The following is a 26,942-nucleotide window of genomic DNA, read 5'->3' on the forward strand; positions in this document are numbered from 1 at the left end:
GGGTACAGGACCTTTTTAACGTTTAGACCAGTATAAAATTTTAATTTCATTACCTTAAGTATAGAGGAAATAAATATCTCCTACCTTTTTTATTTTTATCCTCCTAAGGTTACATCCTGTTCATTGTACCAATTTAAAGCTTCCTCCAAGTGTTCTGGTTTAAAGTCTGGCCAAAAGTCATCAACTACATAAAAATCAGAGTACACAGATTGAACAGGAAGGAACCCACTCAATCTTCTCCTACCGCCCCAACGTATAATTAAATCAATTCTAGAAATATCATTTGAGTGAATATTATTATATATATTCTTCTTTTTTTCATCAGCAGATTTTAATTCGTTTAGGTCCCATTCCCAGCCATAATTAATTAAGAAGTTTACCTTCATACCACCTTTTCCGAAGGTTCTACGTTTAGTAAAAGGGATAAGGCCTTTAGGGAATGAAGTAGATTTTGTATTTCCCATTACTAATATTTCACAGTCTTCTTTAGTTAAAAGTTGTACTGAATTTATACATGCTTCTGTAAATGCTAACTTTTGTTCATTAGGTCTCTTTGTATTATCAACAGTGAATCCATAGAATGTTATTTCTTCTATACCATATTTTTTACACTGTTTAAATAGAATAAGACCTGGGTTTATGCCTAGAGCGTACCCCTTATCTTTAGTCATCCCATTTTTTACTGCCCATCTTCGATTACCATCTGGAATAATACCTATATGTTTTGGAATTCTCATTATATATCACCTCAACAAATTTATAATCATATTATTTCCATTAGTTAAAAAAATATCCTATATAACTAGTTGCTTATAACATATATAAGGTATTATTATTGGAACTATTATGAAAAATCTACTAAAATATTGTTATATATTTATCAAGGGGGATAGATGGTATGGCAGTAAATCAAAAAAGACAAAAAGAATTAAAAGCATTGGGATTTTTATTACAAAATGATAAAGAACATTTTGCTGTAAGGTTTTTAAGTAGAGCGGGGAATTTTACTACTGAAGAATTAGCAAATATAAATTATATAGCAGATAAATATGGAAAAGGATATAGTGGTGTTACAACTAGACTTCAAATTGAAGTTCCATGGATTAAAAATGAAGATGTTGAAAATGTAATTGAAGAATCTCAAAAACTGAGATTGAGACATGGTGGTACTGGAATGAAGGTTAGACCACTTGTTTCTTGTAAGGGCACTGTATGCTTACATGGAAATATTGATACCCAAGGAATTTGTAGGGAACTAGAAGAAAAATATTTTGGAACTGATACTCACGCAAAATGTAAAATTGGTATTGTGGGATGTGCCAATAACTGTGCAAAAGCGAGTTTAAATGACATTGGAATAATGGGAAGAACTGTGCCAGAATATGTAGAGGAAAATTGTGTCGGATGCTCACTTTGTGTAAAAGCATGTAGACAAAAGGCTTTAGAATTAGTGGATAAAAAAATTGTCTTCAATGAGGAATTATGTGTGAAATGTGGTGGATGTGTAAGAGCTTGTAGAACAGGTGGATTTATTGCTAGGGAAAAAGGAGCAGAAATTTTTGTTGGTGGAAGATTTGGAAGAGGAATGAGTCTTGGAACATCTTTAGGAAGAATTTTTAGCGAAGATGATATTGTTGGCGTAGTTGATAATATTATGGATTATTATAAAGAAAATGGTGTGGCTGGAGAAAGAATCTGTAAGACTATGGATAGAATAGGACAAGAAAAATTTATTAATGACATTTTACATAGTATATAAAATGTGCATTAATATATAAAATAGGATAATAGAGATGAAAAAACAAGAGGTCATCTTTATTATCTTTTATTTTTATATCATTTTAAATAGCTGTATGTTAATATACAATAAAGAAAATAGGATAAAATAATAATATTATTTGAAAAATTTTGGAGTGAAATCATGATTAGTTTAATGGGAATAAGGCGAGATATACCAATTCAAATTAGAGAAGCCTTTACTATAAAAAAGAAGAGAAAAAATGAAATATTAAATGAATTAATGAAATATTTTGATGAAGTAATAATATTAACAACATGTAATAGAACAGAAATATATGTAGATAGTAAGCTAAATAAAGAAGAAGTGATAGACGTAATCTTTAAAACAATAGGGTGGAATGATGAATTAAAGCTCTTTATATTTTATGTGGAAGAGGAAAAAGCATATAGACATTTATTTAGGCTTGCTTGTGGCTATCATTCAAGAATAGTAGGTGAGGATCAAATTTTAGGGCAAATTAAAAATGTCTATATTGAATCCTTAGAAGAAGGTACATGTAGTGGAGAGTTAGGAAGATTATTTCAAGAAGGAATAACCTGTGGTAAAAAGTTTAGAACAGAAGCAAAATTGTTTGAGATACCAGTTTCATCTATTTCAGTTGCAATTTCTATTATGTTAAAAGAAAAATGTAAAAAAGTTATGGTTATTGGTTATGGAGAAATAGGAAGACTTGCTGTTAAATATCTTTTATCACATAAGGTGGAAAATATATATTTAGTAGTTAGAGAGCCGGGAAAAATTAAGGATTTACATGAGGAAAATGTAAAAATTATAAATTTCAAAGAAAAAAATCAATTTATTCAAGAAGTAGATTCTATAATATCCTGCACTAATGCTCCACATGCTGTTGTTTTAAAAGATGATATTGTAGAAAGAAGAGAGACATTATCTATATTTGATATGGCGGTACCAAGAGATGTTGAAGTAGAAGTTGGATTATTAAATAAAGTAAAAGTATATAATATTGATGAAATAAGTGAAGTTGATGACGAAAATAAAGCATTAAGAGTTCAAAGAATGTCAGAATATAAGTATATTTATGAAGAATATTTAAAGGAATATATGGAATGGAAGGCTCTTCGAGAGATTTCGCCAATTATAAAAGAATTAAAGATGAAAGGCGAAGAGGTATACTCAAAAAGATTAAATACTTATCAAAATAAAAGTAGGGATCTAAAAGATGAAGGGCTTGTAAAAATGTTATTAAAAAGTACCTCAGATGCTTATATTAATAGAGCTATTGAAGTCATAAAAAATGAGACCCTTGAAGGAAGTGAAGAAGAATGTTTAAGAATAGTGAGGAAGATATTCTTAACAGAGGAATAGAGTTTTCTTTAATATCAGTATTTTCAAAAAAACTAAGAGTAGGCATTATTGGAGCAGGACGAGGTGGCTTTATTAAAGCAAAGCATTTTTTTAATCAAGGATGCTTAGTGGAGGTCTTAGCAAAAGAAATAGGGGAAGAATTTAAACAGTTTAAGGGAGAAAATATACAAATATATAAAAAAGAATATGATAAAAACTTTATAAAAAATAAGCATTTGGTTATTATAGCTATAGATGATAAGAATAAAAAAGAAGAAATAAAGAGAGATTGCGAAGAAGAAAGTAGGATATACATAGATTCAACAGAATTTATGGAAGGAATGGGGTCAATACCAATGCAAAAAGATTTGAAAAATATTGTTGTTGGTGTTAATACAAGAAGAGGAAATCCTAAAGGAAGTAGATTTATAGCGCAAAAGGTAGAAGAAGAACTATTAAAATATGATGATTTTATTGGTTATACTACTATATTAAGAAATAGGTGTAAAGATAGTAGTATTAAAAAAGTTTTAACAGATTTTATTTCTACAGAAGATTTCTTTTTCTTTTATAAAATAAAAAAATCTAATATAATATTAAAAATGTTTTTTAAGGAAAAGGATTTTAATAATGAGTAAAAAATTAAGTGATTTAGAATTATTCTCTGGATTAAAGCAAGAAACAATAGATTCTCTTACTTCCTTATGTATAGAAAAGCAGTATAAAAAAGGTGAACATATATTTTTTGATAAAGATAAGGTAACCACAATATTTATTGTCTTAAAAGGAAAGGTTACATTATATAAGATAGGTGAAAAAGCCCATAAAAGAATTATTTTTATACTAGGAGAAGGAAAAATAATAAATGATGTTGTATTAGATGATTTACCAGCATCGATAAGTTGTGAGGCTTTTGAATATAGTGAAATCTTATGTTTTGATAGAGATGAATTTGTAAAAATTATGTCAAAGGACTTTGAACTAACTACTGTAGTAATTAATTCATTATCTAAAAAAGTAAGAAGATTATATAGACAGATAAAAAATGCTACTCCTATTAAGATTGAAAAGAGAGTTGCTGCAAAGCTATGGAAACTTGCTAAAGACCATGGAGTGGAGGTTGAAGATGGAGTTTAGATAGGGCTTAATATAAGTATTACTTATCTTGCAGATATGTTTGGAACTCCAAGAGAAACTATTTCTAGAGCGTTAAAAGTATTGCAAAAAGAAGAACTTATAGTATTAAATGGTAAAAAAATCATTGTAAAAGATAAAAATAAACTAGCTAAATATTTTAAAAATAATTAAACTTTGTGAGAATTATCACAGAGTTTTTTTTATATTGTTATTATAATAACGATATAAGAACAAAGACAAGTTTTCTGTAAGGAGATGTGGATATGGGATATAGATTAACTCTAGAAAATATGAATAAGCTTATAGTTCAATTACAAAAGAATAGTGAAGTATATGCTCCTAAAGTTTTTGAAGGAGAAGGGACTTTTTCAGATACAGATAGAATTAGATATGGAAAGATAAATAAAATAGAAGAAATAGAATTTGATAAAAAATCAGATTTTTCATATAAGGAAGTACTTTTACCAATAACACAAGTTTTATTCTTCTTTACAGAAGATAAGGTGAAAGAAGCAGAGGTAGAAGAAAGGAATTTAGTAGTATTCTTAAGAAGCTGTGATTTACATGGAGTTAAAAGAATAGATGATATCTACCTTAGAAATGGATTTGTTGACCCTTATTATAAAAAGATGAGAGAAAAGGCAAAGTTTATAGTGTTTGGATGCGAAAAAAGCTTTGAAAATTGTTTTTGTGTAGATATGGGAACTAATAAAACTGATGAATATGATTGTTATATAAAAGTAGATGGAAATGAAGTTTTATTAGATGTTAAAGATAAAGAAATTGAAGAATTAGTAAAAATATTTGCTAAAGAAGATATTGCTGTTATACCTGAATTTGTAGAAAAAAATGAAGTAAAGGTTAATATCCCTGAAAACTTGGATTTATCAGTAATGGATTCTAAGATGTGGGATGAATATTCTCAAAGATGTATAGCTTGTGGAAGATGTAACTTTGTATGTCCAACATGTACGTGCTTTACAATGCAAGATGTTATTTATAGAGATAATGGCAAGGCAGGAGAAAGAAGAAGAGTATGGGCATCATGTCAAGTTGACGGGTATACAGATATGGCAGGTGGCCACAGCTTTAGAAGAGCTAAGGGTGAAAGAATGAGATATAAAGTTCTTCACAAAGTATATGATTATAAGAAGAAATGGGGATATCACATGTGTGTTGGATGTGGTAGATGTGATGATATCTGTCCAGAATATATATCATTCTCAAATTGTATTAATAAGTTAGAAAAAGCTATGGATGAGGTGAAGTAATATGCATAATGAATATTTGCCATTTGTTTCAGAAGTTTTAGATGTTATTAAGCATACAGATATAGAATACACTTTTAGAATGTCATTTAAAGGTGATGTAAAGCCTGGACAATTTTTTGAAGTTTCTATTCCTAAGTTTGGAGAAGCTCCAATATCAGTTAGTGGAATAGGAGAGGATTATGTTGACTTAACTATTAGAAAAGTAGGTAAGGTGACAAATGAAGTTTTCACTAAATATAAGGGAGATAAGCTATTTTTAAGAGGACCTTATGGAAATGGATTTGATGTAGAAAACTATAAAGGAAGAGAAGTTGTTATAGTTGCTGGTGGTACAGGACTTTCACCAGTTAAGGGAATAGTAGATTACTTCTCAAATAATCCTCAAGATGCAACAAGTACAAGAGTTATTGCAGGATTTAAGTCTCCTAAGGATATATTATTTAAAGAAGATATGAAAGAATGGGAAAAGAATATAAACTTCATTTTAACAGTAGATTCTGCTGAAGAAGGATACCAAGGAAATGTTGGATTAGTTACAAAGTATGTTCCAGAACTTAAGTTTGAAGATATGGATACTGCACAAGTTATTGTAGTTGGACCTCCAATGATGATGAAATTTACTGTTGCTGAGTTCTTAAAGCTTGGAATGAAGGAAGAAAACATTTGGATATCACATGAAAGAAAGATGTGTTGTGGACTTGGAAAATGCGGACACTGTAGAATAGATGATACATATGTATGTCTAGATGGACCAGTATTTAATTATTCCAAAGGCAAACTTTTAAGAGATTAGGGGTGTAGTTAATATGGATATAAATACTAAAAAGTTAAAAAAGAACGCTTTTAGAATAACAAAAACTAGAGGAATTACTGCTTCAAGAGTAAGAGTTCCAGGTGGACACTTAAAAGCAGAGTATCTTGGATTAATTCAAGAAATAGCTGATACTTATGGAAATGGTACTGTTCATTTAACAACTAGACAAGGGTTTGAAATACCAGGAATTAAGTTTTCAGATATAGACAAGGTTAATGAATTATTACAACCTATTATAGAGGGATTAGATATAAATCAAGAAATCCCAGGTAAGGGATATACAGCAGCAGGAACAAGAAATGTATCTGCATGTATAGGAAATAATGTTTGTCCATATGCAAACTATAATACTACTAATTTTGCTAAGAGAATTGAAAAAGAAATTTTCCCTAATGATCTTCATTTTAAGATAGCATTAACAGGATGTCCAAATGATTGTATTAAAGCTAGAATGCATGATTTTGGTATTATAGGTATGACAATGCCACAATATGACTCAGAAAAGTGTGTATCTTGTGGTGCTTGTGTAAGAGCTTGTAAGAAGAAGTCTACAGAAGCTTTACATGCAGAAAACTATAGGGTTATTAGAGATCACAGAAGATGTATCGGATGTGGGGAATGTGTAATTAATTGTCCTACAGGTGCTTGGACTAGAAGCAAGAAGAAATATTATAGACTTACTATCATGGGAAGGACAGGTAAGAAAAATCCAAGACTTGGAGAAGATTTTATTATATGGGCTGATGAAGATAGTATAGTTAAGATTATAAACAATTGTTACAAATATGTTGAACAATATATAGATAGAAATGCTCCAGGTGGAAAAGAGCATGTAGGTTATATTGTTGATAGAACTGGATTTATGGAATTTAAGAAATGGGTTCTTGAAGGAGTAGAATTACCGGAGGATGCTATAGTAAAAGACAATGTTTATTGGAGCGGAGTTAAATATAGAGAGTAGTTTTAAAGAGAGGGATTGCTATGCAGTCCCTCTCTTTGATAAAAGTTTATTTATTGTTTTCTACAGGGAATAGCTTCATTCCATCCCCTTCTAGTTTATAGTAGTTACTTACAATAGTAATGGATTCCCCTCCTATTACTGTATAGTTATAATATTTTAATTCAGGAGATTTAGTATCATATTCTTTCACTTTAAATGCTTTAATGTCAAATTCAACATCTCTCATTTTATCTAGTAAGCCTTCATAATATTGAGTGTATCTAACTTTAGCAGGTTTATTATTTTTTACATTATCTAAGAAGTTTTTAAGAGGAGTACTATCTACATATTTTTCTTCTTTAGCGTCATAAACTAAATCATTATTTTTTATAGATTGTTCTTTGGTATATGGGGTAGCAATGTTAGATTCTATTAGGTTTTCTTCAGGTTGTTCTTGTAATCCACTGGTAACTTCTTCTTTTGGAGAAGGATTAGATTGAATAACTTCATTTTTTGAGGTATTACAGGATATTAACGCAATTGGTAAAGCTAACAAAAGACAAAAAGATATAAATTTATTCTTCATAAAGTTTTCTCACCCTTTTTATTTATTTTCTATAATTTAAGAGTAGCAGTTTACATAAGGATAGTGTTTACAAATAAATTACAAGAAATGTATTTAAAACTACATATAATTAAACGCCTTTTGAAAAGATAAAAAATACCTATTGGACTTGGTAAATGATAGAATATAATATAGAAATATGAGGCAATATAAATTAATGAGGTGAAATAAATGAGTTTAATTATAGCAACAAGAAAAAGTAAGCTTGCTCAGGTTCAAACTGAGAGAGTTATGGAGTTATTAAAAGAACAACAAAATATAGATTCTGAAAAGTTATTAGTTGTTACAGAAGGTGATAAAAGATTAGATGTAACTTTAGATAAGATAGGTGGAAAAGGACTTTTTACAAAGGAAATAGAAATAGCATTAATAGAAGGAAAAGCAGATGGTGCAGTACATAGCATGAAAGATGTTCCTTTTCAATTAGCTGAAGAATTTGAACTTGTTGCAATGCCTGAAAGGGAAGATGTTAGAGATGCATTTATTTCACGAAAAGGTATTAATTTTAGTGAATTAAGGCAAGGTGCAAAGATAGGAACAAGTAGTAATAGAAGAGCTGCACTTTTAAAAGAGATAAGAAGTGACTTAGAGATTGTACCTATTAGAGGTAATGTTCAAACTAGGCTTAAAAAGATGGAAGAACAAGAGTTAGATGGTATAATTTTAGCCTCTGCAGGATTAAAAAGATTAGGGATGGAGGAAATAATAACAGACTATTTTGACCCTAATATATTCATCCCAGCAATAGGTCAAGGTGCTCTTGGAATAGAGTGTTTAAAAAATAGTAAAAATAAAGAGTATTTTAAGGCTTTAGATAATAAGATGGTACGTTTAGAAGTAGAAGCAGAAAGAAGCTTCATGAAAGCTCTAAATGGAGATTGTCATAGCCTTATAGGAGCTTATTCAATTATAGAGGGAAGTAAAATATATATGATTGGAACTTATATGGTGAATGGAAAAATAATAAAGAAAGATATAGATGGTTCCATAGAAGAAAACATAGAGCTAGGAAAAAGATTAGCAGAAAAAGTATTAAGTTGTGGAAGGTAGTAAAATGAGTAAGGCGTATATAATAGGAACAGGTCCTGGAGATGAGGAATTATTAACTTTAAAGGCTATAAAGGCATTAGGAGAATGTACTGCAGTTCTTTATGACAGATTAGTATCCAATAATGTTTTAAATTATTTAAGTGAGGACTGTGAAGTTTATTATTGTGGTAAAGAACCTGGTGCTCATTATAAAACTCAAGACGAAATAAATGAAATGATAGTAAAGCTTGCTAATGAAGGTCATTTAGTAGGAAGAGTTAAAGGGGGAGACCCTTATGTATTTGGTAGAGGTGGCGAAGAGGTTCTAGCTTTAGAAAAAGAGGGAATAGACTTTGAGGTTATTCCTGGAGTTACTTCACCTATAGCTGTATTAAACTATGCGGGTATTCCTATAACTCATAGAGGTATTGCACAAAGTTTTCATATAGTAACGGGAATGACAGCTGTTGAAGAAAAAATAAACTTTGAAGCTTTAGCAAATGAAACTGGAACCCTTGTATTTATGATGGGCCTTAGTAATTTAGAAAAAATAGTAGAAAATTTAACGAAGTATGGAAAGAATATTAATACCCCTGCAGCTGTAGTAATGAGGGGAACATCATCCAAGCAAAAAAAGGTTGTTGGAACTTTGGATAATATTGTAGATAAAGTTAAAGAAGCAGGACTACAATCACCTTGCATTATTGTAGTGGGAGATGTGGTTAATTTAAGCAATAAGCTATCTTGGTATGAAAAAAAGCCCCTATTTGGGTGGAATATTTGTGTAACACGCTCTAGAGAGCAAGCATCAAGCTTAAAGGATAAGCTAACTAAGTTAGGTGCAGAGGTTACAAGTATAAGTTCTATTAAGATTGAGAAAACCTTAGAAAACCTAGATGAATATGTAGAAAAGTTAGATAAATACCATCACATAATTTTTACTTCAGTAAATGGGGTTAATATTTTCTTTGACTATTTAATAGAAAAAAATTACGATATAAGAAGGTTAAAAGCTAAATTTTCTGTAGTTGGAAAGGCTACTAAGAAAGCTTTAGCACAAAGAGGAATACAAGCTTATAAAATGGCTAGAGAATTTGTTGGTGAGGGGCTTTTTGAAGCTATTAAGGAAGATTTAAAACCTGGAGAAAAGGTGTTAATTCCATGTTCATCAAAGAGTAGAACTTTCTTAAAGGATGAAATTGAAGCTTTAGCATTAGAAGTGGATAGAGTTCATACCTATAATACAGTTCCAGGGAAGGTTCAAAATAAAAGAAGTTTTGATGAAGTAGATATAGTATTATTTACTAGCCCAAGTACAGTGAATAATATGGTAGATATGGTTGGAATTGAAGAAGTTAAGAAAAAGAAATGTATTGCAATAGGTCCTATTACTTTCAAGGCTTTAAAGGAACGTGGAATAGATGGGCTTATGTGTAAGCAACATTCAGAGGATGGATTTTTAAGGGAAATTGTTGAGATTGTGAATAAGGAAGTGTAGTAAATGATTAATAGAGGAAGAAGACTTAGAAGAGATGAAAATATTAGAGCATTAGTTAGGGAAACAACTCTTTCACCAGATGATTTTATTTTACCTATTTTTGTTGTTGAAGGTGAAAATATAAAAAGGGAAATAAGCTCTTTACCAGGATGTTATCATTATTCATTAGATAGACTTCATGAAATCATTGAAGAAGTAAGAGATGCTAAAGTAAGAGGAGTTATTCTTTTTGGTATACCTAAAACTAAAGATTGTTGTGGTTCAGAGGGCTTTGCTAAGGATGGAATAGTGCAAAAAGCTGTTAGAAAAATTAAGGAAATTGATTCTAATATATTTGTAATTACAGATGTTTGTATGTGCGAGTATACAGATCATGGACATTGTGGTATCTTAGATGGGGAATATGTAGATAATGATAAAACATTAAAATATTTGTGTAAAATTGCAGTATCTCATGCAGAAGCAGGAGCAGATATGGTAGCACCATCTGACATGATGGATGGTAGAGTAGGTTATATAAGAGAAGCCTTAGATGATAATGGGTACAAAAACGTATCAATAATGAGTTATTCAGCTAAGTATTGTTCTGCATTCTATGGCCCATTTAGGGAAGCAGCGGATTCTGCACCTAAGTTTGGTGATAGAAAGACTTATCAAATGGACCCAGCTAATAGAAGAGAAGCTTTAAAAGAAGTAGAGATGGACCTTGAAGAGGGAGCAGATATAGTTATGGTAAAGCCAGCTCTTTCTTATTTAGATATAATAAGAGAAGTTAAGGATAATACCATAGTTCCAGTTGCAGCTTATAGCGTAAGTGGTGAGTATGCAATGGTAAAGGCAGCAGCTAAAGCAGGGCTAATTGATGAGGAAAGAATAGTTATGGAAATGCTTACTTCCATAAAGAGGGCTGGAGCTGATATAATAATAACCTATTATGCAATTTATGCAGCAAAGAAGATAAGAGGTTAATGCTAACCTTTTACTCTTCATTTTTGTTAGGAAAGGAAAGTAATTTATATGAGTAATGAAAGCATTTTTAATGAAAGTAAGAAATATATGCCTGGTGGAGTAAATAGTCCAGTTAGAGCTTATAGAAATATGGGGATGAATCCTCCTGTAATTAAGAAGGGAAAAGGTGTAATTATAACTGATGAGGATGGAAAGGAATATATAGATTTCGTTTTAGCTTGGGGACCTTTAATATTAGGCCACTGCAATGATGGAGTTATAAAAGCTATTAAAGAAACATCAGAAAATGCATTAGCCTTTGGAGCACCTACTAAGTTAGAACTAGAAATGGCTCAGTTCCTTTGTGAAACTATGCCTAATGTAGAGATGGTAAGAATGGTTAACTCAGGTACAGAAGCTACTATGAGCGCTATAAAGCTTGCAAGAGGATATACAAAAAGAGATAAAATAATTAAATTTGCTGGATGTTATCATGGACATTTTGATGGATTTTTAGTAGAAGCAGGCTCAGGGGTTTTAACTGAAGGAATCCCGGGATCTCTTGGAGTACCAGAAGAAAGTGTTAAGAACACATTAATTGGTGTTTATAATGATGAAAATCAAGTTAGAGAATTATTCAAAAATTATGGTAAAGAAATAGCAGCAGTAATTATAGAGCCTGTAGCAGGTAATATGGGTGTTGTTAAGGCGCAAGAAAAGTTTATTAAAAAGCTAAGGATGTATTGTGATAGATTTGGAGCCTTACTTATATTTGATGAAGTTATGTCAGGATTTAGAGTATCATTTACAGGAGCTCAAAGTCTTTTTGATGTAAAACCAGACTTAGTAACATATGCAAAAATAATGGGAGGAGGACTTCCATGTGGTGCATATGGTGGTAGAAAAGAGATTATGGAACATCTTTCACCATTAGGTGGAGTATATCAAGCTGGAACAATGTCAGGAAATCCAATAGTAATGGCAGCAGGGCTTGCAACATTAAGACAACTATACGATCATCCAGAATACTATAATCACATTGAAAATGTAGGAAAGAAGCTTGAGGATGGTATTAATAAGATTAAAGAAAAGTATAGTTTCCCAGTTACTATAAATAGAGCAGGTGGAATGTTTACTATATTCTTCAAAGATGGGGAAGTAACATCTTATGACCAAGTTAAGGAATGTGATGAAGAAAGATTTAAGAGATACTTTACTCATATGATAAACAGTGGCTTTAATATAGCACCATCACAATATGAGGCATCATTCCTATCAACAACACATAATATTACACATGTTTTTAAATTCTTAAAAGCATTTGAAGAATTTATTAAAAAGGAAGTAGAGTAAAATGAAAAAGGTCATATTATTAACCTCTTTTGGAACATCTGAAAGAAAAGGGATAGAAAATAGTATTGACCCAATAGAAAGAGATATAAATAAAGCTTTTCCAGATTATAGAGTAATTAAAGTCTTTACTTCTAGACATATAAGAGAAAAGTTACTTTTAAAGCATGATATACAAGTTCATAGTTTAGAGGGAGCTTTAAAAAGAATATATAAAGAGGGTGTGGAGGAAGTAATAATACTTCCTCTTCATCTTATTAGAGGTAAGGAACAAGATAATATTGAAGAGATTGCTGAGAGCTATAAAGATAAATTTAAATCTATGACCATAGCAGAGCCATTGCTATCCTTAGAGGAGCATGGTGGTCTTAGTAAAATGGATGATATTATTGAAAAAGTTATATCTATAAAGCCGAAGGATGAACCTATACTTTTTATTGGGCATGGTATTAAAAATACTTGTGACGTACCATTTATATTAGTTAGAAAGGAACTTAAAAAGAGAAATATAAAAGGAATATACTTTGCAACTTTAGCAGGAAATCCAACTTTTGATGAAATAGTAGAAGAGCTTAAAAAAGACAATGTAAACTCCTTAACAGTAACCTCTTTTTTAATAGTGTCAGGGTACCATGCTAAGGTGGATATATTTGGAGAGAATAAAGAGTCTTGGTGTTCGAAATTAGAATTAAATGGATTTAAAGTAAATAAGCAGGATACCTCTTTAGGAGAAAGATATGAATTTAGAGAAATATACCTAAAAAGCCTAATTAAGATACTTGATAAATAGCTTGTCTTATTATAAAATTTTTAAGGATATTTTAAGGGAATTATTTTTACTAAGGAGTGTACGTATGTATATCAATGAACTAAAGACAATATCGCATTCTGCGAGAAAGAAAATGGATATGTTAGAAGATAGCTTTGCAAAATATGGTTTATCTTCAATGCTTGGTGGATTATATGTTTGTTTTGGTACAATGTTGGCCTATGTTATAGGTGGACTTTTAGGTACTGCAGATTCACCATGGACAAAAATAGTAATGGGATTATCATTTGGTATTGCATTATGTTTAATAGTTTTTGCTGGAGCTGATTTATTTACAAGTAATACAATGACAATGGTAATTGGTGCAAACCAAAAAGAAACTAAGTGGATTGATGTAGCTAAGATATGTGGATTTAGCTGGCTTGGAAATTTCTTAGGTTCAATTATTGCAGCAGTTTTATTTGTAGAAGGTGGATTAATAAATGAATCTACTGCTTACTATATGGTTAAAACTGTTGAGAGCAAGATATCTCTTACTGCACCTGAGATGATTATCAGAGGAATATTCTGTAACATTCTTGTTTGCTTAGCTTCTTGGATGTTTTATAAGATGAAGAGTGAATCAGGAAAGATAATGATGATTCTTTGGTGTGTATTTGCATTTATGACAGCTGGATATGAACACAGTATTGCTAATATGGGATTGTTTGCAATAGTTAAATTAATTCCAGCAGGAAGTGGACTAGCTTTAAGTGCTATGGCTAAGAATCTTATATTTGTTACCATTGGTAACTTTATAGGTGGAGCTGGAGTAATAGCTGGATCATATATTTTCTTAACAGGAAAGAAGAAATAATTTTTAGAGAGAAGAGGAACTGAGTGAAGTTCTTCTTTTTTTATTTCCTTAACTTTAATATCAACCCAACTTTTATATTAAAAATAAAAATAATATTATTAATATAAATAATAAATTTTAGAGAAATTCTTTTAAAATAAAAATTCTTATAAATATAACAATATATAAATATAAAAACATAACAATATATAAATATATTAGAGGTGTAAGGGGGAAGAAGTCTTTATTCCTTACAGCCTTTGGTTGATGATATAAAAAAACAACTTTATAATGAAGGTGTTGGAGAATTTTGTGAAGAGGGTTGATTGGTAAATGAATTTTTTTGATTTAGTTAGTAAAAGACAAAGCGATAGAGGATATTTAGATAAAAAGGTTGATAGGGAATTAATAGAAAAAATAATTGAAGGGGCAAGGCTTGCTCCATCTGCATGTAATGCTCAACCTTGGAAATTCATAGTTGTTGATGATGAGAATAAAAAACAAAGTCTAGTTAAGGGATTGTATGATCCATTAGTAGGACTAAATAAATTTGCCATTGAAGCACCTGTTTTTATTGTGGTGGTAGGAGAGAAGAGAAATTTAGTATCGGGAATTGGACAAAAGATTAAGGGGATGGATTATACCTCTTTAGATATAGGTATAGCTTGTGAACATATTTGTTTAGGAGCTGCTGAGCTTGGTCTTGGAACTTGTATGATGGGATGGTTTAAGGAAAAGTTAATAAAGGAACTTTTAAGTATTCCTAAAAACAGAGAAATTAAGTTAGTTATATCCTTAGGATATCCATCAAGTGATGTTACAAGAAGGAAAGTTAGAAAAAATGTAAAGGATATAATTAATTATAATGAATATTGATTTATAACTTGTTGACAGATAAATAAATATGATATGATTATATTTATACAAAAGTATGGGAGGGTTTATAATGGACGAAACAACATCGTTAATGGGATTAATGGCAGTAGTAAATATGTTATTTGGAGTTGTAAATTATGTTTTATCATCCTTAGCAATTTATAAGATAGCAAAGGTAGAAAAAGTAAAATGTCCATGGCTTGCTTGGATACCTTTTGCAAATTCATATATGGTAATTAAAGTGGCTGGCGGTAATATGATAATGATAGTACTAGCTATCGTAAGTTTTATTACAGGTGCGGTATCAACTGCTATAGTGGATAATATAGCATTTACTATAATTGGTGCAATTGTTTCTGTAGCTTGGTCTATTTATGCAATTACACTATATAATAAACTTTGTGACAGATATAATGTGAACGTAGTGCTTTTTATAGCTTCGTTTTTAGCTCCAGTAGCATTATATATTAGAGTTCTTTCAACATTCTACATTCCATTATTATTAATAGGATTCTATGCACATTATAAGTTATATAAGAATGCAGCAAAGGGACCTTCTACAAAGGTAAAGGTTCAAAGTAGAATGGTATTATCTAACAAAAAGAAAAAGAAAAAATAGTTATTTATATGGACTGTTACAAAAGGTTAACTCCTTTGTAACAGTCTTTTAATTTTTGTGAAGTAATAATAAATATTACTTATCTATTGAACATATACTTGAAATAATGATATAATGCCAAAAGAATATTGAAAGTTTAAATAATGATGAAAGGAAGTACAAAATGAAAAGATTGTTTAAATTATTAAGTTTATCAATTTGTATGGTTATAATGGGTACCTTCTTTATAGGATGTAATAAAGATTCTTCAAAGGAAATTAATTTTCTTAACTATGGAGAAAATATAGATGAAGAAACTATAAAAGAATTCCAAGATAAGTTCGGTATCAAGGTCAACATAACTACTTTTGATGATATGGAAACAATGTATCAAAAAATTAAAGATGGAGGAGTAAAATACGATGTTATTTTAGTATCTGACGCTTTAATGCCAAGAATGATTAAAGAAAATCTTGTTCAAGAGTTAAATAAGGATAATATTCCTAATATTTCTCAAATGGATGAGGCATATTTAAATCTTGATATTGATCAAGGTAACAAGTACTCAGTTCCTTATATGTTTGGAACAGTAGGGTTAATTTATAATAAGGATGTAGTAACAGAACCTGTTGACAGTTGGGATATACTTTGGAATGAAAAGTACAAAGGAAAAATCTTTATGTTTGATACATATAGAGATACAATGGGAGCTGCTTTAAAGAAGTTAAATTACTCTTTAAATACAACCAATCCAAAAGAAATTGAAGAGGCAAAACAATTATTACTAGATCAAAGAAAGTTAGTTAGCCCATTATATGGGGTTGATAATGGAACAACAATGATTCCAGCAGGTGAATCTGATATAAATATGATTTGGTCTGGAGAAGGATTAAATTTACAAGATGAGTATCCAAACTTAGTATATGTTGTGCCTAAGGAAGGAGCAAATTTCTGGATTGATAGCTTATGCATACCTCATAATGCATCAAATGTTGAAGGGGCTGAAAAGTTCATAAACTTTGTAAGTGATAAGGAAAGTGCTTTAAGAATTGCTGATGAAATTGGATATACAACACCAAATAGAGAAGCAAGACTAGAACAACCAGAAGAGGTTAGAAATAACCCTAATGCATATATGCCTAAAGAAATAATGGATAGATGCGAAATATATACAGACTTCCCAAGCGATGTTAAGAAAATATATGATGATGCTTGGACAGAAATAAAATCTGTTAATTAATGATTTATAAGGGGAAAGCTAATTATAGCTTTTCCTTACTTTTTTATTAACATTGTAGTTAAATGTAATCTTTTATTATATAATATACAAAAAGGAGTGATATTATGGACGATAGAATCATTGATTTTAACGAGCTTAAGAATAGGGCAAAAGAAAAAGACGAAGATAAGCTTGTAGATAAACTTGAAAATTATATGTACTCTTTATATTATGATATGGCACAAGGTAAAATCACAATGGCTGACTTTACTAAAAATATATATAAATACATGGAAGAAAATAATATAACTCAAGAGCAATTCTTTAATATACAAAAGAAGCTTATGGAGAGATATGGTTTTGATTCATCAATGATAGATGAACAATTAAAGTCAGCAGGAATAAATGTATCAGAGATTAGTAGTGATTATGAAAAGGTAAGAAAAAATATGAGTTTTAACGAAAAGTATAATTCTCAAATAGAAACTAAAGCTATATCAAGATACAGAATAAATAATGATAAAAATAGTGTAACTATAATCTTAGATGAAGAAAAAGTTCTTATTTATAGCGAAGGAAAAATAGACTTAGCTGATTTAGAACTTAGTGACTTCCTGTGTTCATATAAGAAATTAAGAGATAATGGAATATTAGAAATTAAACTTTGTGAAAATACAAAAGACTACCAATATTAATAAATGATTGAAAAGAGAAATTGCAATAGCAACTTCTCTTTTTTAATTTAGTATATTTTTATAAGTGGTAATATATATGTAAATAGTAGAGAGTTATTGGAGGTATATGATGAAAGTTTTTAAGAATGAAGAAGGAGAAGTTCGCTCTGGATGGAAAATACTTATCTTATTTTTGGTTGAGTATCTTTTATTATTTATAATGGCAAATATAATAGGTAGTCTGGTAATGATTTCTAGATCTATAAGAGAAAATATATATTTTATACTTATGTTTTCCCAGGAAATTGTTTTGATTCTTACCCCGATATTGTCATGGAAGGTTTTATTTAAGAAGGATTTATCTCTTATTGGGTTGAAGGTTTTAAACAAAAAAGAAGTAAAAAATCTAATACTAGGCTTAGTTATGGGGATAATAGCTATTACATTAGCTTTTATTCTGATATTAATTAGTAAAAGTGGAGTTTTAGTAAACAGCTTATTAGAACCTAGATTTTCACTAAGTTTAGTTCTTTATTTAATCTTATTTATATTTGTTGGTTTTGCTGAAGAATTGCTTTCAAGAGGATATATAATTGGGGCAATGGAAGTAAGCAATAATAATAAGTGGTTTGCCATAATGGTTTCAGCAGTTATATTTTCATTAATGCATTATGGTAATAATGGATTTTCACTTATTCCTTTTTTAAATATATTTTTAGTAGGAATTTTATTTGGAGTTATGTATGTTAAAACAAAGAGTATTTGGCTTAGCACAGGATTTCATATAACTTGGAACTTCTTTCAAGGGTGCATATATGGAATGCCTGTAAGTGGTATAACTACACCTAAGCTTTATGAAATGACTTTTGTAGGTAATTCTATTTTAAATGGAAGGACTTTTGGACCAGAAGGTGGACTAATTGTTACAATGGTTATAATTTTAATGTTAGTATCACTAGTATTTCTTATAAAAAATAAAAAAATACACTAAAATATATGGATTTTCCAGTTTATTTTATAGAAAAATCATTTATAATATAAAAAGCAAGTAAGATAAGATTATTGGAGGAACATATGAGTATTTTAACAGTTAAGAATATGAATCATGGCTTTGGTGACAGGGCAATTTTTGAAGATGTTTCATTTAGATTATTAAAAGGTGAACACGTTGGATTTGTTGGAGCTAATGGTGAAGGTAAATCTACATTTATGAATATAATAACAAATAAATTAATGCCAGATGAGGGACAAGTGATCTGGTCAAATAATGTTAGAGTTGGATACATGGACCAACATGCAGCTTTAGTAAAAGGACAGTCTATAAGAGATGCGTTAAGAGATGCTTTTAAATATCTTTTCGATTTAGAAGAAGAAATGAATACTCTATATGGAAAGATGGGGGATTGTACACCAGAAGAGCTTGAGAAGATGCTTGAAAGAACAGCTGTAATCCAAGATTTATTAGATAATAATGGGTTCTATGTTATTGATGCAAAGGTTGAAGAAGTAGCAAAGGGGCTTGGACTTTTAGACTTAGGATTAGATAGAGATGTAGATGATTTATCAGGTGGACAAAGAACTAAGATTCTTTTAGGAAAGTTATTATTACAAAATCCAGATATTCTTTTACTTGATGAGCCTACTAACTACCTAGATGAAGAACATATTATATGGTTAAAGAGATACTTACAAAATTATGAAAATGCATTCATATTAATATCACATGATATTCCTTTCTTAAATGAAGTAGTTAATTTAATTTATCATGTTGAAGAAAGAAAGCTAACTAGATACGTTGGTGACTATTATGAATTTAAGAGAATATATGAAGAAAATAAGAAGAGATTAGAACAAGCCTATGAAAAGCAACAAAAGGAAATTGCAAGACTTGAAGACTTCGTTGCTAGAAATAAGGCTAACGTTGCTACATCTAACATGGCTAAATCAAGACAAAAGAAGCTTGATAAAATGGAAAGAATTGAGCTTTCAAAGGATAAGCCAAAGCCTGAATTTAACTTTAAGCCATCTAGAACTTCAGGAAAGGTTATATTTGAAACTAAGGATTTAGTAATAGGTTATGATAAGCCATTAACTAAGCCATTAAATCTTTATATGGAAAGAGGACAAAAGATAGCTTTAGTTGGGGCTAATGGTCTTGGAAAATCTACTTTACTTAAGAGTCTTTTAGGATTGATAAATCCATTAAGTGGGGAAGTAGAAAGAGGAGATTATCAAGAAATAGGATATTTTGAACAAGAAGATAGAAGTGGAAACACTAATACTTGTATTGAAGAAGTATGGTCAGAGTTCCCTTCATTTACTCAATATGAAATAAGAGCTGCCTTAGCTAAGTGTGGATTAACTACAAAGCAATTAGAATCTAAGATTATGGTTCTTTCAGGGGGAGAAGCTGCTAAGGTTAGATTATGTAAAATTATAAATAAAGAAACTAATATATTAATCCTTGACGAGCCTACTAACCACTTAGACCAAGATGCTAAGGATGAATTAGCTAGAGCTTTAAAGGAATATAAGGGATCAATTTTACTTGTATCTCACGAACCAGAATTCTATAGAGAAGTTGCTACTGAAATTTGGAATTGTGAAGAGTGGACATTGAAAATATGTGGTTCTACAAAATAATAAAAAGTTGATAAACACTGAGGGTATCTATTATCTAGAGACCTTCAGTATTGCATATGGATTACTTGTGAATATCCATAAGTAAGTATATATGTGATAAAAAATTTTAAACAAGCCAGTGAGATTATTGATTTAAAAAGGGTAAATTGATTTTTATCCTTTTTTCAATCAATAGTAGAATATTTTAAATTATAGTTTAATTTAGACTATAATATGTCCTTAAAAAATAATTCATGAACTAACTTTTCATAAGCTTTGTATCCGATACAATTTTTGTTATATATGTTTATGGGCATATTATTAATAGTAGCTTCTTTTAATGTAACATTAAGAGGTATTATAGTATCTAGTAGCATATCAGCCATAAATCTATTTTCTTCATTGTTTTTAATATAATCTATAAAATCCCTATCTAAAGCTAATCTTTTATCGTGCATAGTAACAACTAAACCAGCAATATTATTTTCAATTCCAAGTTTTTTACGTAAGTCATCCCAAATGGTATAAAATGAATAAATAGCGTTTAAGTCAGATGTATCTGCAGTAGCGAGTATGAGTATTTTATCGGAAATAACAAAAGCATTTTGATTTAAATAGTACATGGTTGAAGAATTAGTATCAATTAAAATATAATCATATTCGTCAAATTCTGATTTATTATGTAGCATGAAGTATTGTAACTTTAGTTCTCTTAATGGAACATAACACATTAAGAATTCTGTTCTTTGTAAGAGAGCGGTGGCTGGTAATAAATCAATAGAAGGTAAAGCAGGAATAGGAGATCTAATAATTATCTCTTTAAAATTAATTGACGAACTTTTACTAAATATTAAATCAATTCCTCGTAAATTTGGATTAGTTCTATCTACACCAAAGTTACTTGTTAAATTTCCTTGAATAGATAAATCAATACATAACACTTTGTAGTTAAATTCAGCTAATATAGCGGCTAAATTAAAAGTAGTCATTGTTTTTCCAACGCCACCTTTAAGGGTTCCTATTGATATTATCTTAGGCATTTTAATAACACTCCTTATATTGTTTATTAAATTTGTTGTAATTTATTTAATTTTTTTTATTATATCCAGTTTAAGTTACTATTATAATTTAGTATAGAATTAATTTTTAAATATAGTGCATTACATATCTATACTAATAATATGTGGTTCCACACAAAATAGATAAACAGCAAAAATGACTTAAAAATAATATACTAAGCCATATTTATTTAAAAATAAATATTATTGTATCAAAAACGATGGATATTGATGCATTTAAACATTAGGAATCTTAGTGTTGCTACTGGCTTTGATTTTTTTAAGAATATCTTTTAAGAAGTTTTTGTAAATTTAATCATCTACTTTAATTGTTCCTATTTTAATTTGCGGTTTATATTTTCTCCAATAAATAACTACTTATATAGAACATTAGTTGTTGTTAAATATAAATATATAAGACGTTATAGAACAAAAAGAAAAATTAGGATAAATCTTACATTTTTATAAAGATGAAATTTGTACTATTTAAAAATAAAGATAAAAAATTGAATAATGTGTTAAAATATGATAAAATGTATTTTGCTGTAACAAAATAGAAAATATAGGGGGATAATATTATGGCGAAAATGAAAAAGTGTAAAACATGTAATGCTGAAATTGCTTCATCTGCTAAAAGTTGTCCAAGTTGTGGAGCTAAAAACAAGAAACCAATATATAAAAGAGGGTGGTTCATAGTAATAGCGTTCTTTATAGTTATTGGAACAATTGGAGGAATGGGTGATGATAAGTCTGATTCGGCAGACGATCAAACAGCTGCGCAAGATCAGGAAATCACACAAAATTCAGATGTAGAACAAAATGTTCCAACACAGGACAAAGCAGAGGATAATGTGCCGACGGAATATAAGACTGCATTAAAGAAAGCAAAAATATATAGTGATACTATGAGTATGTCTAAAGCCGGGTTATATGACCAGTTAACATCAGAATATGGAGAAAAGTATACAGCGGAAGCAGCTCAATATGCTATAGATAATGTACAAGCAGACTGGAAGAAAAATGCATTAAAGAAAGCAAAAACATATAGTAGTACTATGAATATGTCTAAAGCTGGGGTATATGATCAGTTAATATCAGAGTATGGAGAGAAATTTACAAAAGAAGAAGCAAAATACGCTATAGATAATGTAGAAGCAGATTGGAAGAAAAATGCATTAGAGAAAGCAAAAACATATCAAGAAAGTATGGCAATGTCTCCAAGTGCAATCTATGATCAATTAATATCAGAATATGGAGAGAAGTTTACAGCGGAAGAAGCAAAATATGCTATAGATAATCTACAGTAATATATTATATTTGTAAATTTAATTCTTATGAATCAAAGGCTAGAAGTACCAAGGTGTATTTCAGCCTTTTTTATTAAGTAAAATTGGGATAATAACAGATAAAATAGTAGGGATGTACGATGAGAGAATTATTTGTTGCCGGAAATGGTTTTGATATTGCTTATAAACTGATGATTAAATATTCTAATTTTCAATATTATTTAAATGAAAATTATCTTTCTTATTTCATAGGTCAGTCCATATTTACGAGTAATATCTACCATAGCATATAAGCTAGGAAGTGCAAAATAATTTTAATTTTAATTTTTTGGAGAAAAGTTAGTTGTGGTATAATTTTAAATTATATGTTTAGAGATGATAGTGTATGATAGAATGCGAGTTGTGTGGAGAGAGCTTCAACGAAGAAGAGATGAGAGAATGTCCAGAATGTTTAAAAGTAATGTGTGAAGAATGTTATGAAAGACATATGTCTGTTTGTTTTTATGTATCCCAAGAGGGGTATATGGATACCTATGATGAGTAGAGTATACTTCTTGAAATTATGAAACAGGATATTAAAAATAGGTTAATGTTGCAAATATTTAATTGACAAGGGTTCAGTATTAATATATTATTAAAATAAGTATTGATTATATAGGAGTTTATTAACATGATAGGTAGCATAAATGTAAGTGACAGTTTAAAATTAAATATCTATTTTGAGTTTAGCTATTTTAGTTAGGTCTGTATTTATGATAAAAATAATCATCATAGGTACAGACCATTGGTTTTGTATCTATGATGGCTAAGTTTAATATATTATGTAAGTAAACTTGTTATTTTAGCCACGTAGATTAAGTCTATGTGGCTTTTTTAAGTGCGCCCAGCATGGGCGTACACTAATCGGTGAAAGTCCGTAACGGGGGCTGATAGTGCCAACCGTATAGCTTAAGACAAGGGTGTCTATCGTGAGGTAGAATCTGAAGGAAGTCGGCGGCAAACCTTTGGTCTGAGGAACACGAATCACATGAGGCTTAATTTAGTGGGTAAGCTTGCTTAACAAAGCAAAGCCCAATAACTATCCGAAAACTGATTAAGTAGATGTGGCAGATAGATGAAGGGAAAGTGTACGTTCTTACCTGGGGAGGTCTGATAATACATCAATAAGTAGATGAAATTTCGAAATTGATAACCTATATAGTGATATATAGCTGAATTATCAGAAGTCAGCAGACGTCATAGTACTTTCGCTAATCGCGATAGCGAAGGGAAGGACTGAACATTAGAAGGTTTACAACTTTGATAAATCTAAGAATTATGAAGAAAGCAGAAATTCCCATAAGGAATCTGACTGTGGAGGTAGAAATGGAAGTTCGAGATAAACAGAAGGTGCAGAGTAAAATCGTAGATTTATTAAATAGAGAAAGCGTAAACGATGAGTTATTTGATACTAGTAGGTTACTTGAAGATGTGCTTGAAAGAAATAATATGCTTGAAGCAATGTATAGAGTAATTAGAAATAAAGGTAGCTATGGAATTGATGGCATGAAAACCGATGAACTTCGAGAGCATGTCAAAAAGACTTGGGCTACAGTTAAAACTAAACTGCTAGGGGAAAATATAATCCATCTCCAGTAAGGAGAGTAGAAATTCCAAAGCCTGATGGAGGAGTAAGATCACTTGGAATACCAACAGTACAGGATAGAATGATTCAACAAGCCATTGCACAAGTACTTAGTAAATTATACGAGCCTACTTTCTCTGAAAGTAGTTTCGGATTCAGACCTAATAGAGGTGCAAAGAATGCTATTAAACAATCAGAAACATATATAAATCAAGGATATAAGTGGGTTATCGATATGGACTTAGAAAAATTCTTTGATAAAGTGAACCATAACATACTAATGGGGAAACTTGAAAAGAAAATTAAAGATAAAAGACTTCTGAAACTTATAAGAAAATATCTAGAAAGTGGAGTTCTTATAAATGGAATTAAAGTATCAAGTGAAGAAGGAACGCCACAAGGTGGGCCACTTAGCCCATTGTTAGCAAATATAATGCTAGACGATGTTGATAAGGAACTTGAGAAAAGAGGGCATAAGTTTTGTAGATATGCTGATGATTGCAACATATATGTCAAGAGTAAAAGAGCGGGTTTGAGGGTAATGGATTCTATAACAAGAATTATTGAAAATGAACTTAAATTAAAAGTAAATAAAGATAAGAGTGCAGTTGATATTGTAAGTAAAAGAAAGTTTTTAGGATTTTAATTTTATTTCGTTAAAGGCGTAGCCAAAATAAGAATACATGAGAAATCAATTAAAAGATTTAAAGAGAAGGTAAAGTCCATAACTAATAGAAACAGAGGAATATCTATGGATTTAAGATTACTTAAACTAAATGATTCTATTAAAGGATGGATTAATTATTTTGGAATAGCTAACGCTAAGCGGAAGCTGTTGGAACTAGATAAATGGATTAGAAGGAGACTACGTGCTTGCATATGGAAGCAATGGAAGAAGATTAGAACTAGATATAGAAATTTAGTGAAATTAGGAATCGATAATTGGAAGGCATGGGAATATGCCAATACAAGAAAAGGCCACTGGAAAATCTCCGGTAGCCCAATTCTAAGTAAATCACTTCATAATAAATATCTAGAATCAATAGGATTCGTTAGTCTTACACAAACATATCAAATGAAACATTAAATTCTAGTGAACCGCCGTATACCGAACGGTACGTACGGTGGTGTGAGAGGACGCTAAATAAAATAATTATTTAGCTCCTACTCGATCGTCTAGGAAAATATGAAAATTTTAAGTAACAAAATCTTATGGATACAGAGATTGAGTGTGAAAAAGAAAAGGGGTAACATTATGAAGAAAGTAGTAGATATAATTGTTGTAGGATTTGCAATATTTTCAATGTTTTTCGGAGCAGGAAACTTAATATTTCCCCCATACATAGGTATGGCTTCAGGAAGTGGCTGGTTAATAAGTTACCTAGGATTTATTATTTCAGATGTAGGTATGATACTTTTATCAATTATTGCTATTGCAAAGGCTGGTTCTTATCAAGCTGTTTTAGGAAGGGCAGGTAAGAAATTTGGACTTGCTTTGGAAGTTATTATAATGCTTTGTTTAGGGCCTATACTTATTATACCAAGAACTGGTGCAACGACTTTCGAAATAAGTATTGCTCCATTAACTAATTCAATTGGCCCTGTTATGTTTTCTATTGTATTCTTTGCTTTAACATTTATTTTAACAGTTAAGCCAAATAAGGTTGTTGATATTATAGGTAAGTTTTTAACTCCTATACTTTTACTTACATTAGCTGCATTAATAGTAAAAGGGGTATTGTCTCCATTGGGTGAATTAAGTAGTGCTAGTGATTTACAAAGTTTATTCTCAACTGGACTTGCTCAAGGGTATCAAACCATGGATGCACTTGGATCAGGTGGAATTGCCGCACTTATTATAGCTACATTTTTAGCTAAGGGATACAAAGATAAAAAAGAAGTTACAAGCCTTACTATAAAATCCTCATTAGTAGCAGCAGTAGGGCTTATATTGATATATTCTGGATTAGCGTACTTAGGAGCTACTGTTTCTAATATTTATAATACTAGTATATCTCAAACTGCATTACTAATTGCTATAACAAAAGGTTTATTAGGCTCCTCTGGAGGAATTTTATTAAGTATAGTAGTTGCTTTTGCTTGCCTTACTACATCTATAGGTTTAACTTCTGTTACAGCTAGATATTTTGAAGAACTTAGTAATAGAAAAATTAAATATCAGCATTTGGTTACGTTGATTTGTGTCTTTAGTGCTGTTATTTCTAATTTTGGTGTTGATAAAATAATTTCTATAGCAGCTCCAATATTAACAATACTTTATCCAGTAGCTCTTGTTTTAGTTTTAATGGTATCTTTTAAAAATATATTTACTAAGGATTCTATATATAAAGGTGCAGCTTATGCTACTTTACTTGTAAGTACTCTTACTGTTATAGATAGTTTAGGTATTAATATAAACTTTATTCATGCACTTCCTTTTGATAGATTAGGATTTAATTGGATAATACCAGCAATAATAGGAGGAATACTAGGTACTTTTATTTTTAAAGATAAGTCAATTGATTTAACGATGGATGTATCATAAGAATATAAGTGAAGTTTTACTGTGTATAATAAAATGACCCAACAGTTAAAATTAGCTGTTGGGTTATTTTGTGAATTTCACTATATAAAAAAATCCTTACATAATGTAAGGATTTTTT

At 30.1% G+C, this 26,942-nt stretch carries 27 protein-coding genes and 1 pseudogene; 25 read left to right on the top strand and 3 right to left on the bottom strand.

Annotated elements, in window-relative coordinates; translation table 11 throughout:
- Positions 1 to 95: 95 nt before the first annotated feature.
- A complete protein-coding gene (locus tag DR024_RS07455; protein WP_049177073.1) occupies positions 96 to 737 on the bottom strand; it encodes an undecaprenyl diphosphate synthase family protein in 642 nt (213 codons plus the stop codon).
- A 161-nt stretch (positions 738 to 898) separates the two neighbouring features.
- Between DR024_RS07455 and DR024_RS07460 the strand changes: the two genes are divergently transcribed.
- From DR024_RS07460 to asrC, 7 genes and pseudogenes are all read left to right on the top strand, one after another.
- A complete protein-coding gene (locus DR024_RS07460; protein ID WP_027099372.1) occupies positions 899 to 1,759 on the top strand; it encodes a 4Fe-4S binding protein in 861 nt (286 codons plus the stop codon).
- Between the two features lie 162 nt (positions 1,760 to 1,921).
- The gene (gene hemA, locus DR024_RS07465) at positions 1,922 to 3,127 is read left to right on the top strand and encodes a glutamyl-tRNA reductase (protein ID WP_049177071.1); all 1,206 of its coding nucleotides are present in this window, start codon (positions 1,922 to 1,924) and stop codon (positions 3,125 to 3,127) included.
- Positions 3,085 to 3,744, top strand: coding sequence for an NAD(P)-dependent oxidoreductase (locus DR024_RS07470; protein ID WP_027099374.1), 660 nt, complete (start codon positions 3,085 to 3,087; stop codon positions 3,742 to 3,744). Before hemA ends, DR024_RS07470 begins: the two co-directional genes overlap by 43 nt.
- Positions 3,737 to 4,414 (top strand): annotated as a pseudogene (locus DR024_RS07475) (Crp/Fnr family transcriptional regulator). Before DR024_RS07470 ends, DR024_RS07475 begins: the two are co-directional and overlap by 8 nt.
- Positions 4,415 to 4,506: 92 nt before the next feature.
- Positions 4,507 to 5,514, top strand: a complete 1,008-nt coding sequence (asrA, locus tag DR024_RS07480; RefSeq protein ID WP_111918432.1) for an anaerobic sulfite reductase subunit AsrA — start codon at positions 4,507 to 4,509, stop codon at positions 5,512 to 5,514.
- A gap of 1 nt (position 5,515) precedes the next feature.
- Positions 5,516 to 6,307, top strand: coding sequence for an anaerobic sulfite reductase subunit AsrB (gene asrB / locus DR024_RS07485; RefSeq protein ID WP_111918434.1), 792 nt, complete (start codon positions 5,516 to 5,518; stop codon positions 6,305 to 6,307).
- A 13-nt stretch (positions 6,308 to 6,320) separates the two neighbouring features.
- Positions 6,321 to 7,289 carry a sulfite reductase subunit C gene (gene asrC, locus DR024_RS07490; protein WP_027099378.1) on the top strand — a complete coding sequence of 323 codons (969 nt, stop codon included), beginning with the start codon at positions 6,321 to 6,323 and terminating at the stop codon, positions 7,287 to 7,289.
- A 46-nt stretch (positions 7,290 to 7,335) separates the two neighbouring features.
- Here asrC and DR024_RS07495 read toward each other — a convergent pair whose 3' ends face one another.
- Positions 7,336 to 7,854, bottom strand: coding sequence for a hypothetical protein (locus DR024_RS07495; protein WP_049177070.1), 519 nt, complete (start codon positions 7,852 to 7,854; stop codon positions 7,336 to 7,338).
- A gap of 210 nt (positions 7,855 to 8,064) precedes the next feature.
- Here DR024_RS07495 and hemC point away from each other — a divergent pair, with 210 nt between their 5' ends.
- The 12 genes from hemC (at position 8,065) to DR024_RS07555 (ending at position 20,332) form a co-directional block, all read left to right on the top strand.
- Positions 8,065 to 8,943 (top strand): hydroxymethylbilane synthase, encoded by an 879-nt coding sequence (hemC, locus tag DR024_RS07500; protein ID WP_027099380.1) that lies wholly within the window; start codon positions 8,065 to 8,067, stop codon positions 8,941 to 8,943.
- Positions 8,944 to 8,947: 4 nt separating this feature from the next.
- Positions 8,948 to 10,420, top strand: coding sequence for a uroporphyrinogen-III C-methyltransferase (gene cobA / locus DR024_RS07505; protein ID WP_049177069.1), 1,473 nt, complete (start codon positions 8,948 to 8,950; stop codon positions 10,418 to 10,420).
- Between the two features lie 3 nt (positions 10,421 to 10,423).
- Positions 10,424 to 11,389 (top strand): porphobilinogen synthase, encoded by a 966-nt coding sequence (gene hemB, locus DR024_RS07510; RefSeq protein ID WP_111918436.1) that lies wholly within the window; start codon positions 10,424 to 10,426, stop codon positions 11,387 to 11,389.
- Positions 11,390 to 11,437: 48 nt separating this feature from the next.
- Positions 11,438 to 12,721, top strand: a complete 1,284-nt coding sequence (hemL, locus tag DR024_RS07515; protein WP_111918438.1) for a glutamate-1-semialdehyde 2,1-aminomutase — start codon at positions 11,438 to 11,440, stop codon at positions 12,719 to 12,721.
- 1 nt (position 12,722) lies between these two features.
- Complete coding sequence (locus tag DR024_RS07520; RefSeq protein ID WP_049177067.1) at positions 12,723 to 13,508, top strand: sirohydrochlorin cobaltochelatase; 786 nt, start codon at positions 12,723 to 12,725, stop codon at positions 13,506 to 13,508.
- A 64-nt stretch (positions 13,509 to 13,572) separates the two neighbouring features.
- Complete coding sequence (locus tag DR024_RS07525) at positions 13,573 to 14,343, top strand: formate/nitrite transporter family protein (protein WP_049177066.1); 771 nt, start codon at positions 13,573 to 13,575, stop codon at positions 14,341 to 14,343.
- Between the two features lie 312 nt (positions 14,344 to 14,655).
- A complete protein-coding gene (locus tag DR024_RS07530; protein ID WP_049179541.1) occupies positions 14,656 to 15,198 on the top strand; it encodes a nitroreductase family protein in 543 nt (180 codons plus the stop codon).
- Positions 15,199 to 15,268: 70 nt separating this feature from the next.
- Positions 15,269 to 15,817, top strand: a complete 549-nt coding sequence (locus DR024_RS07535; RefSeq protein WP_049179540.1) for a hypothetical protein — start codon at positions 15,269 to 15,271, stop codon at positions 15,815 to 15,817.
- A 163-nt stretch (positions 15,818 to 15,980) separates the two neighbouring features.
- Positions 15,981 to 17,036: an ABC transporter substrate-binding protein gene (locus DR024_RS07540; protein ID WP_111918440.1), complete on the top strand. Its 1,056-nt coding sequence runs from the start codon at positions 15,981 to 15,983 to the stop codon at positions 17,034 to 17,036.
- A gap of 104 nt (positions 17,037 to 17,140) precedes the next feature.
- The gene (locus tag DR024_RS07545; protein ID WP_049179538.1) at positions 17,141 to 17,710 is read left to right on the top strand and encodes a DUF3867 domain-containing protein; all 570 of its coding nucleotides are present in this window, start codon (positions 17,141 to 17,143) and stop codon (positions 17,708 to 17,710) included.
- A gap of 109 nt (positions 17,711 to 17,819) precedes the next feature.
- Complete coding sequence (locus tag DR024_RS07550; RefSeq protein ID WP_172458930.1) at positions 17,820 to 18,680, top strand: CPBP family intramembrane glutamic endopeptidase; 861 nt, start codon at positions 17,820 to 17,822, stop codon at positions 18,678 to 18,680.
- An 83-nt stretch (positions 18,681 to 18,763) separates the two neighbouring features.
- Entirely contained in the window at positions 18,764 to 20,332 is a 1,569-nt protein-coding gene (locus DR024_RS07555; protein WP_111918444.1) for an ABC-F family ATP-binding cassette domain-containing protein, read from the top strand.
- A gap of 206 nt (positions 20,333 to 20,538) precedes the next feature.
- Here the strand turns inward: DR024_RS07555 and DR024_RS07560 are convergent, their stop codons facing one another.
- Positions 20,539 to 21,351: a ParA family protein gene (locus DR024_RS07560; RefSeq protein WP_111918446.1), complete on the bottom strand. Its 813-nt coding sequence runs from the start codon at positions 21,349 to 21,351 to the stop codon at positions 20,539 to 20,541.
- A 596-nt stretch (positions 21,352 to 21,947) separates the two neighbouring features.
- Here DR024_RS07560 and DR024_RS07565 point away from each other — a divergent pair.
- The 6 genes from DR024_RS07565 to brnQ all read left to right on the top strand — a co-directional run bounded on the left by DR024_RS07565 (position 21,948) and on the right by brnQ (position 26,824).
- On the top strand, positions 21,948 to 22,676 hold the full coding sequence (locus DR024_RS07565) for an Ltp family lipoprotein (protein WP_111918448.1): 729 nt from the start codon (positions 21,948 to 21,950) through the stop codon (positions 22,674 to 22,676).
- Positions 22,677 to 23,040: 364 nt separating this feature from the next.
- Positions 23,041 to 23,199 (top strand): hypothetical protein, encoded by a 159-nt coding sequence (locus DR024_RS17675; protein ID WP_153246652.1) that lies wholly within the window; start codon positions 23,041 to 23,043, stop codon positions 23,197 to 23,199.
- 773 nt (positions 23,200 to 23,972) lie between these two features.
- A complete protein-coding gene (locus DR024_RS18220; RefSeq protein WP_341456875.1) occupies positions 23,973 to 24,293 on the top strand; it encodes a hypothetical protein in 321 nt (106 codons plus the stop codon).
- Between the two features lie 11 nt (positions 24,294 to 24,304).
- Entirely contained in the window at positions 24,305 to 24,925 is a 621-nt protein-coding gene (locus DR024_RS18225) for a reverse transcriptase domain-containing protein (RefSeq protein WP_341456885.1), read from the top strand.
- Positions 24,926 to 25,030: 105 nt separating this feature from the next.
- Positions 25,031 to 25,366 carry a group II intron maturase-specific domain-containing protein gene (locus DR024_RS18230; RefSeq protein WP_341456876.1) on the top strand — a complete coding sequence of 112 codons (336 nt, stop codon included), beginning with the start codon at positions 25,031 to 25,033 and terminating at the stop codon, positions 25,364 to 25,366.
- A 168-nt stretch (positions 25,367 to 25,534) separates the two neighbouring features.
- On the top strand, positions 25,535 to 26,824 hold the full coding sequence (brnQ, locus tag DR024_RS07575) for a branched-chain amino acid transport system II carrier protein (protein ID WP_049179535.1): 1,290 nt from the start codon (positions 25,535 to 25,537) through the stop codon (positions 26,822 to 26,824).
- Positions 26,825 to 26,942: the final 118 nt, after the last annotated feature.

Origin of the sequence: Clostridium paraputrificum (genome assembly GCF_900447045.1) — a bacterium.
In the GTDB taxonomy this organism is placed as follows: Bacteria; Bacillota; Clostridia; order Clostridiales; family Clostridiaceae; genus Clostridium; species Clostridium paraputrificum.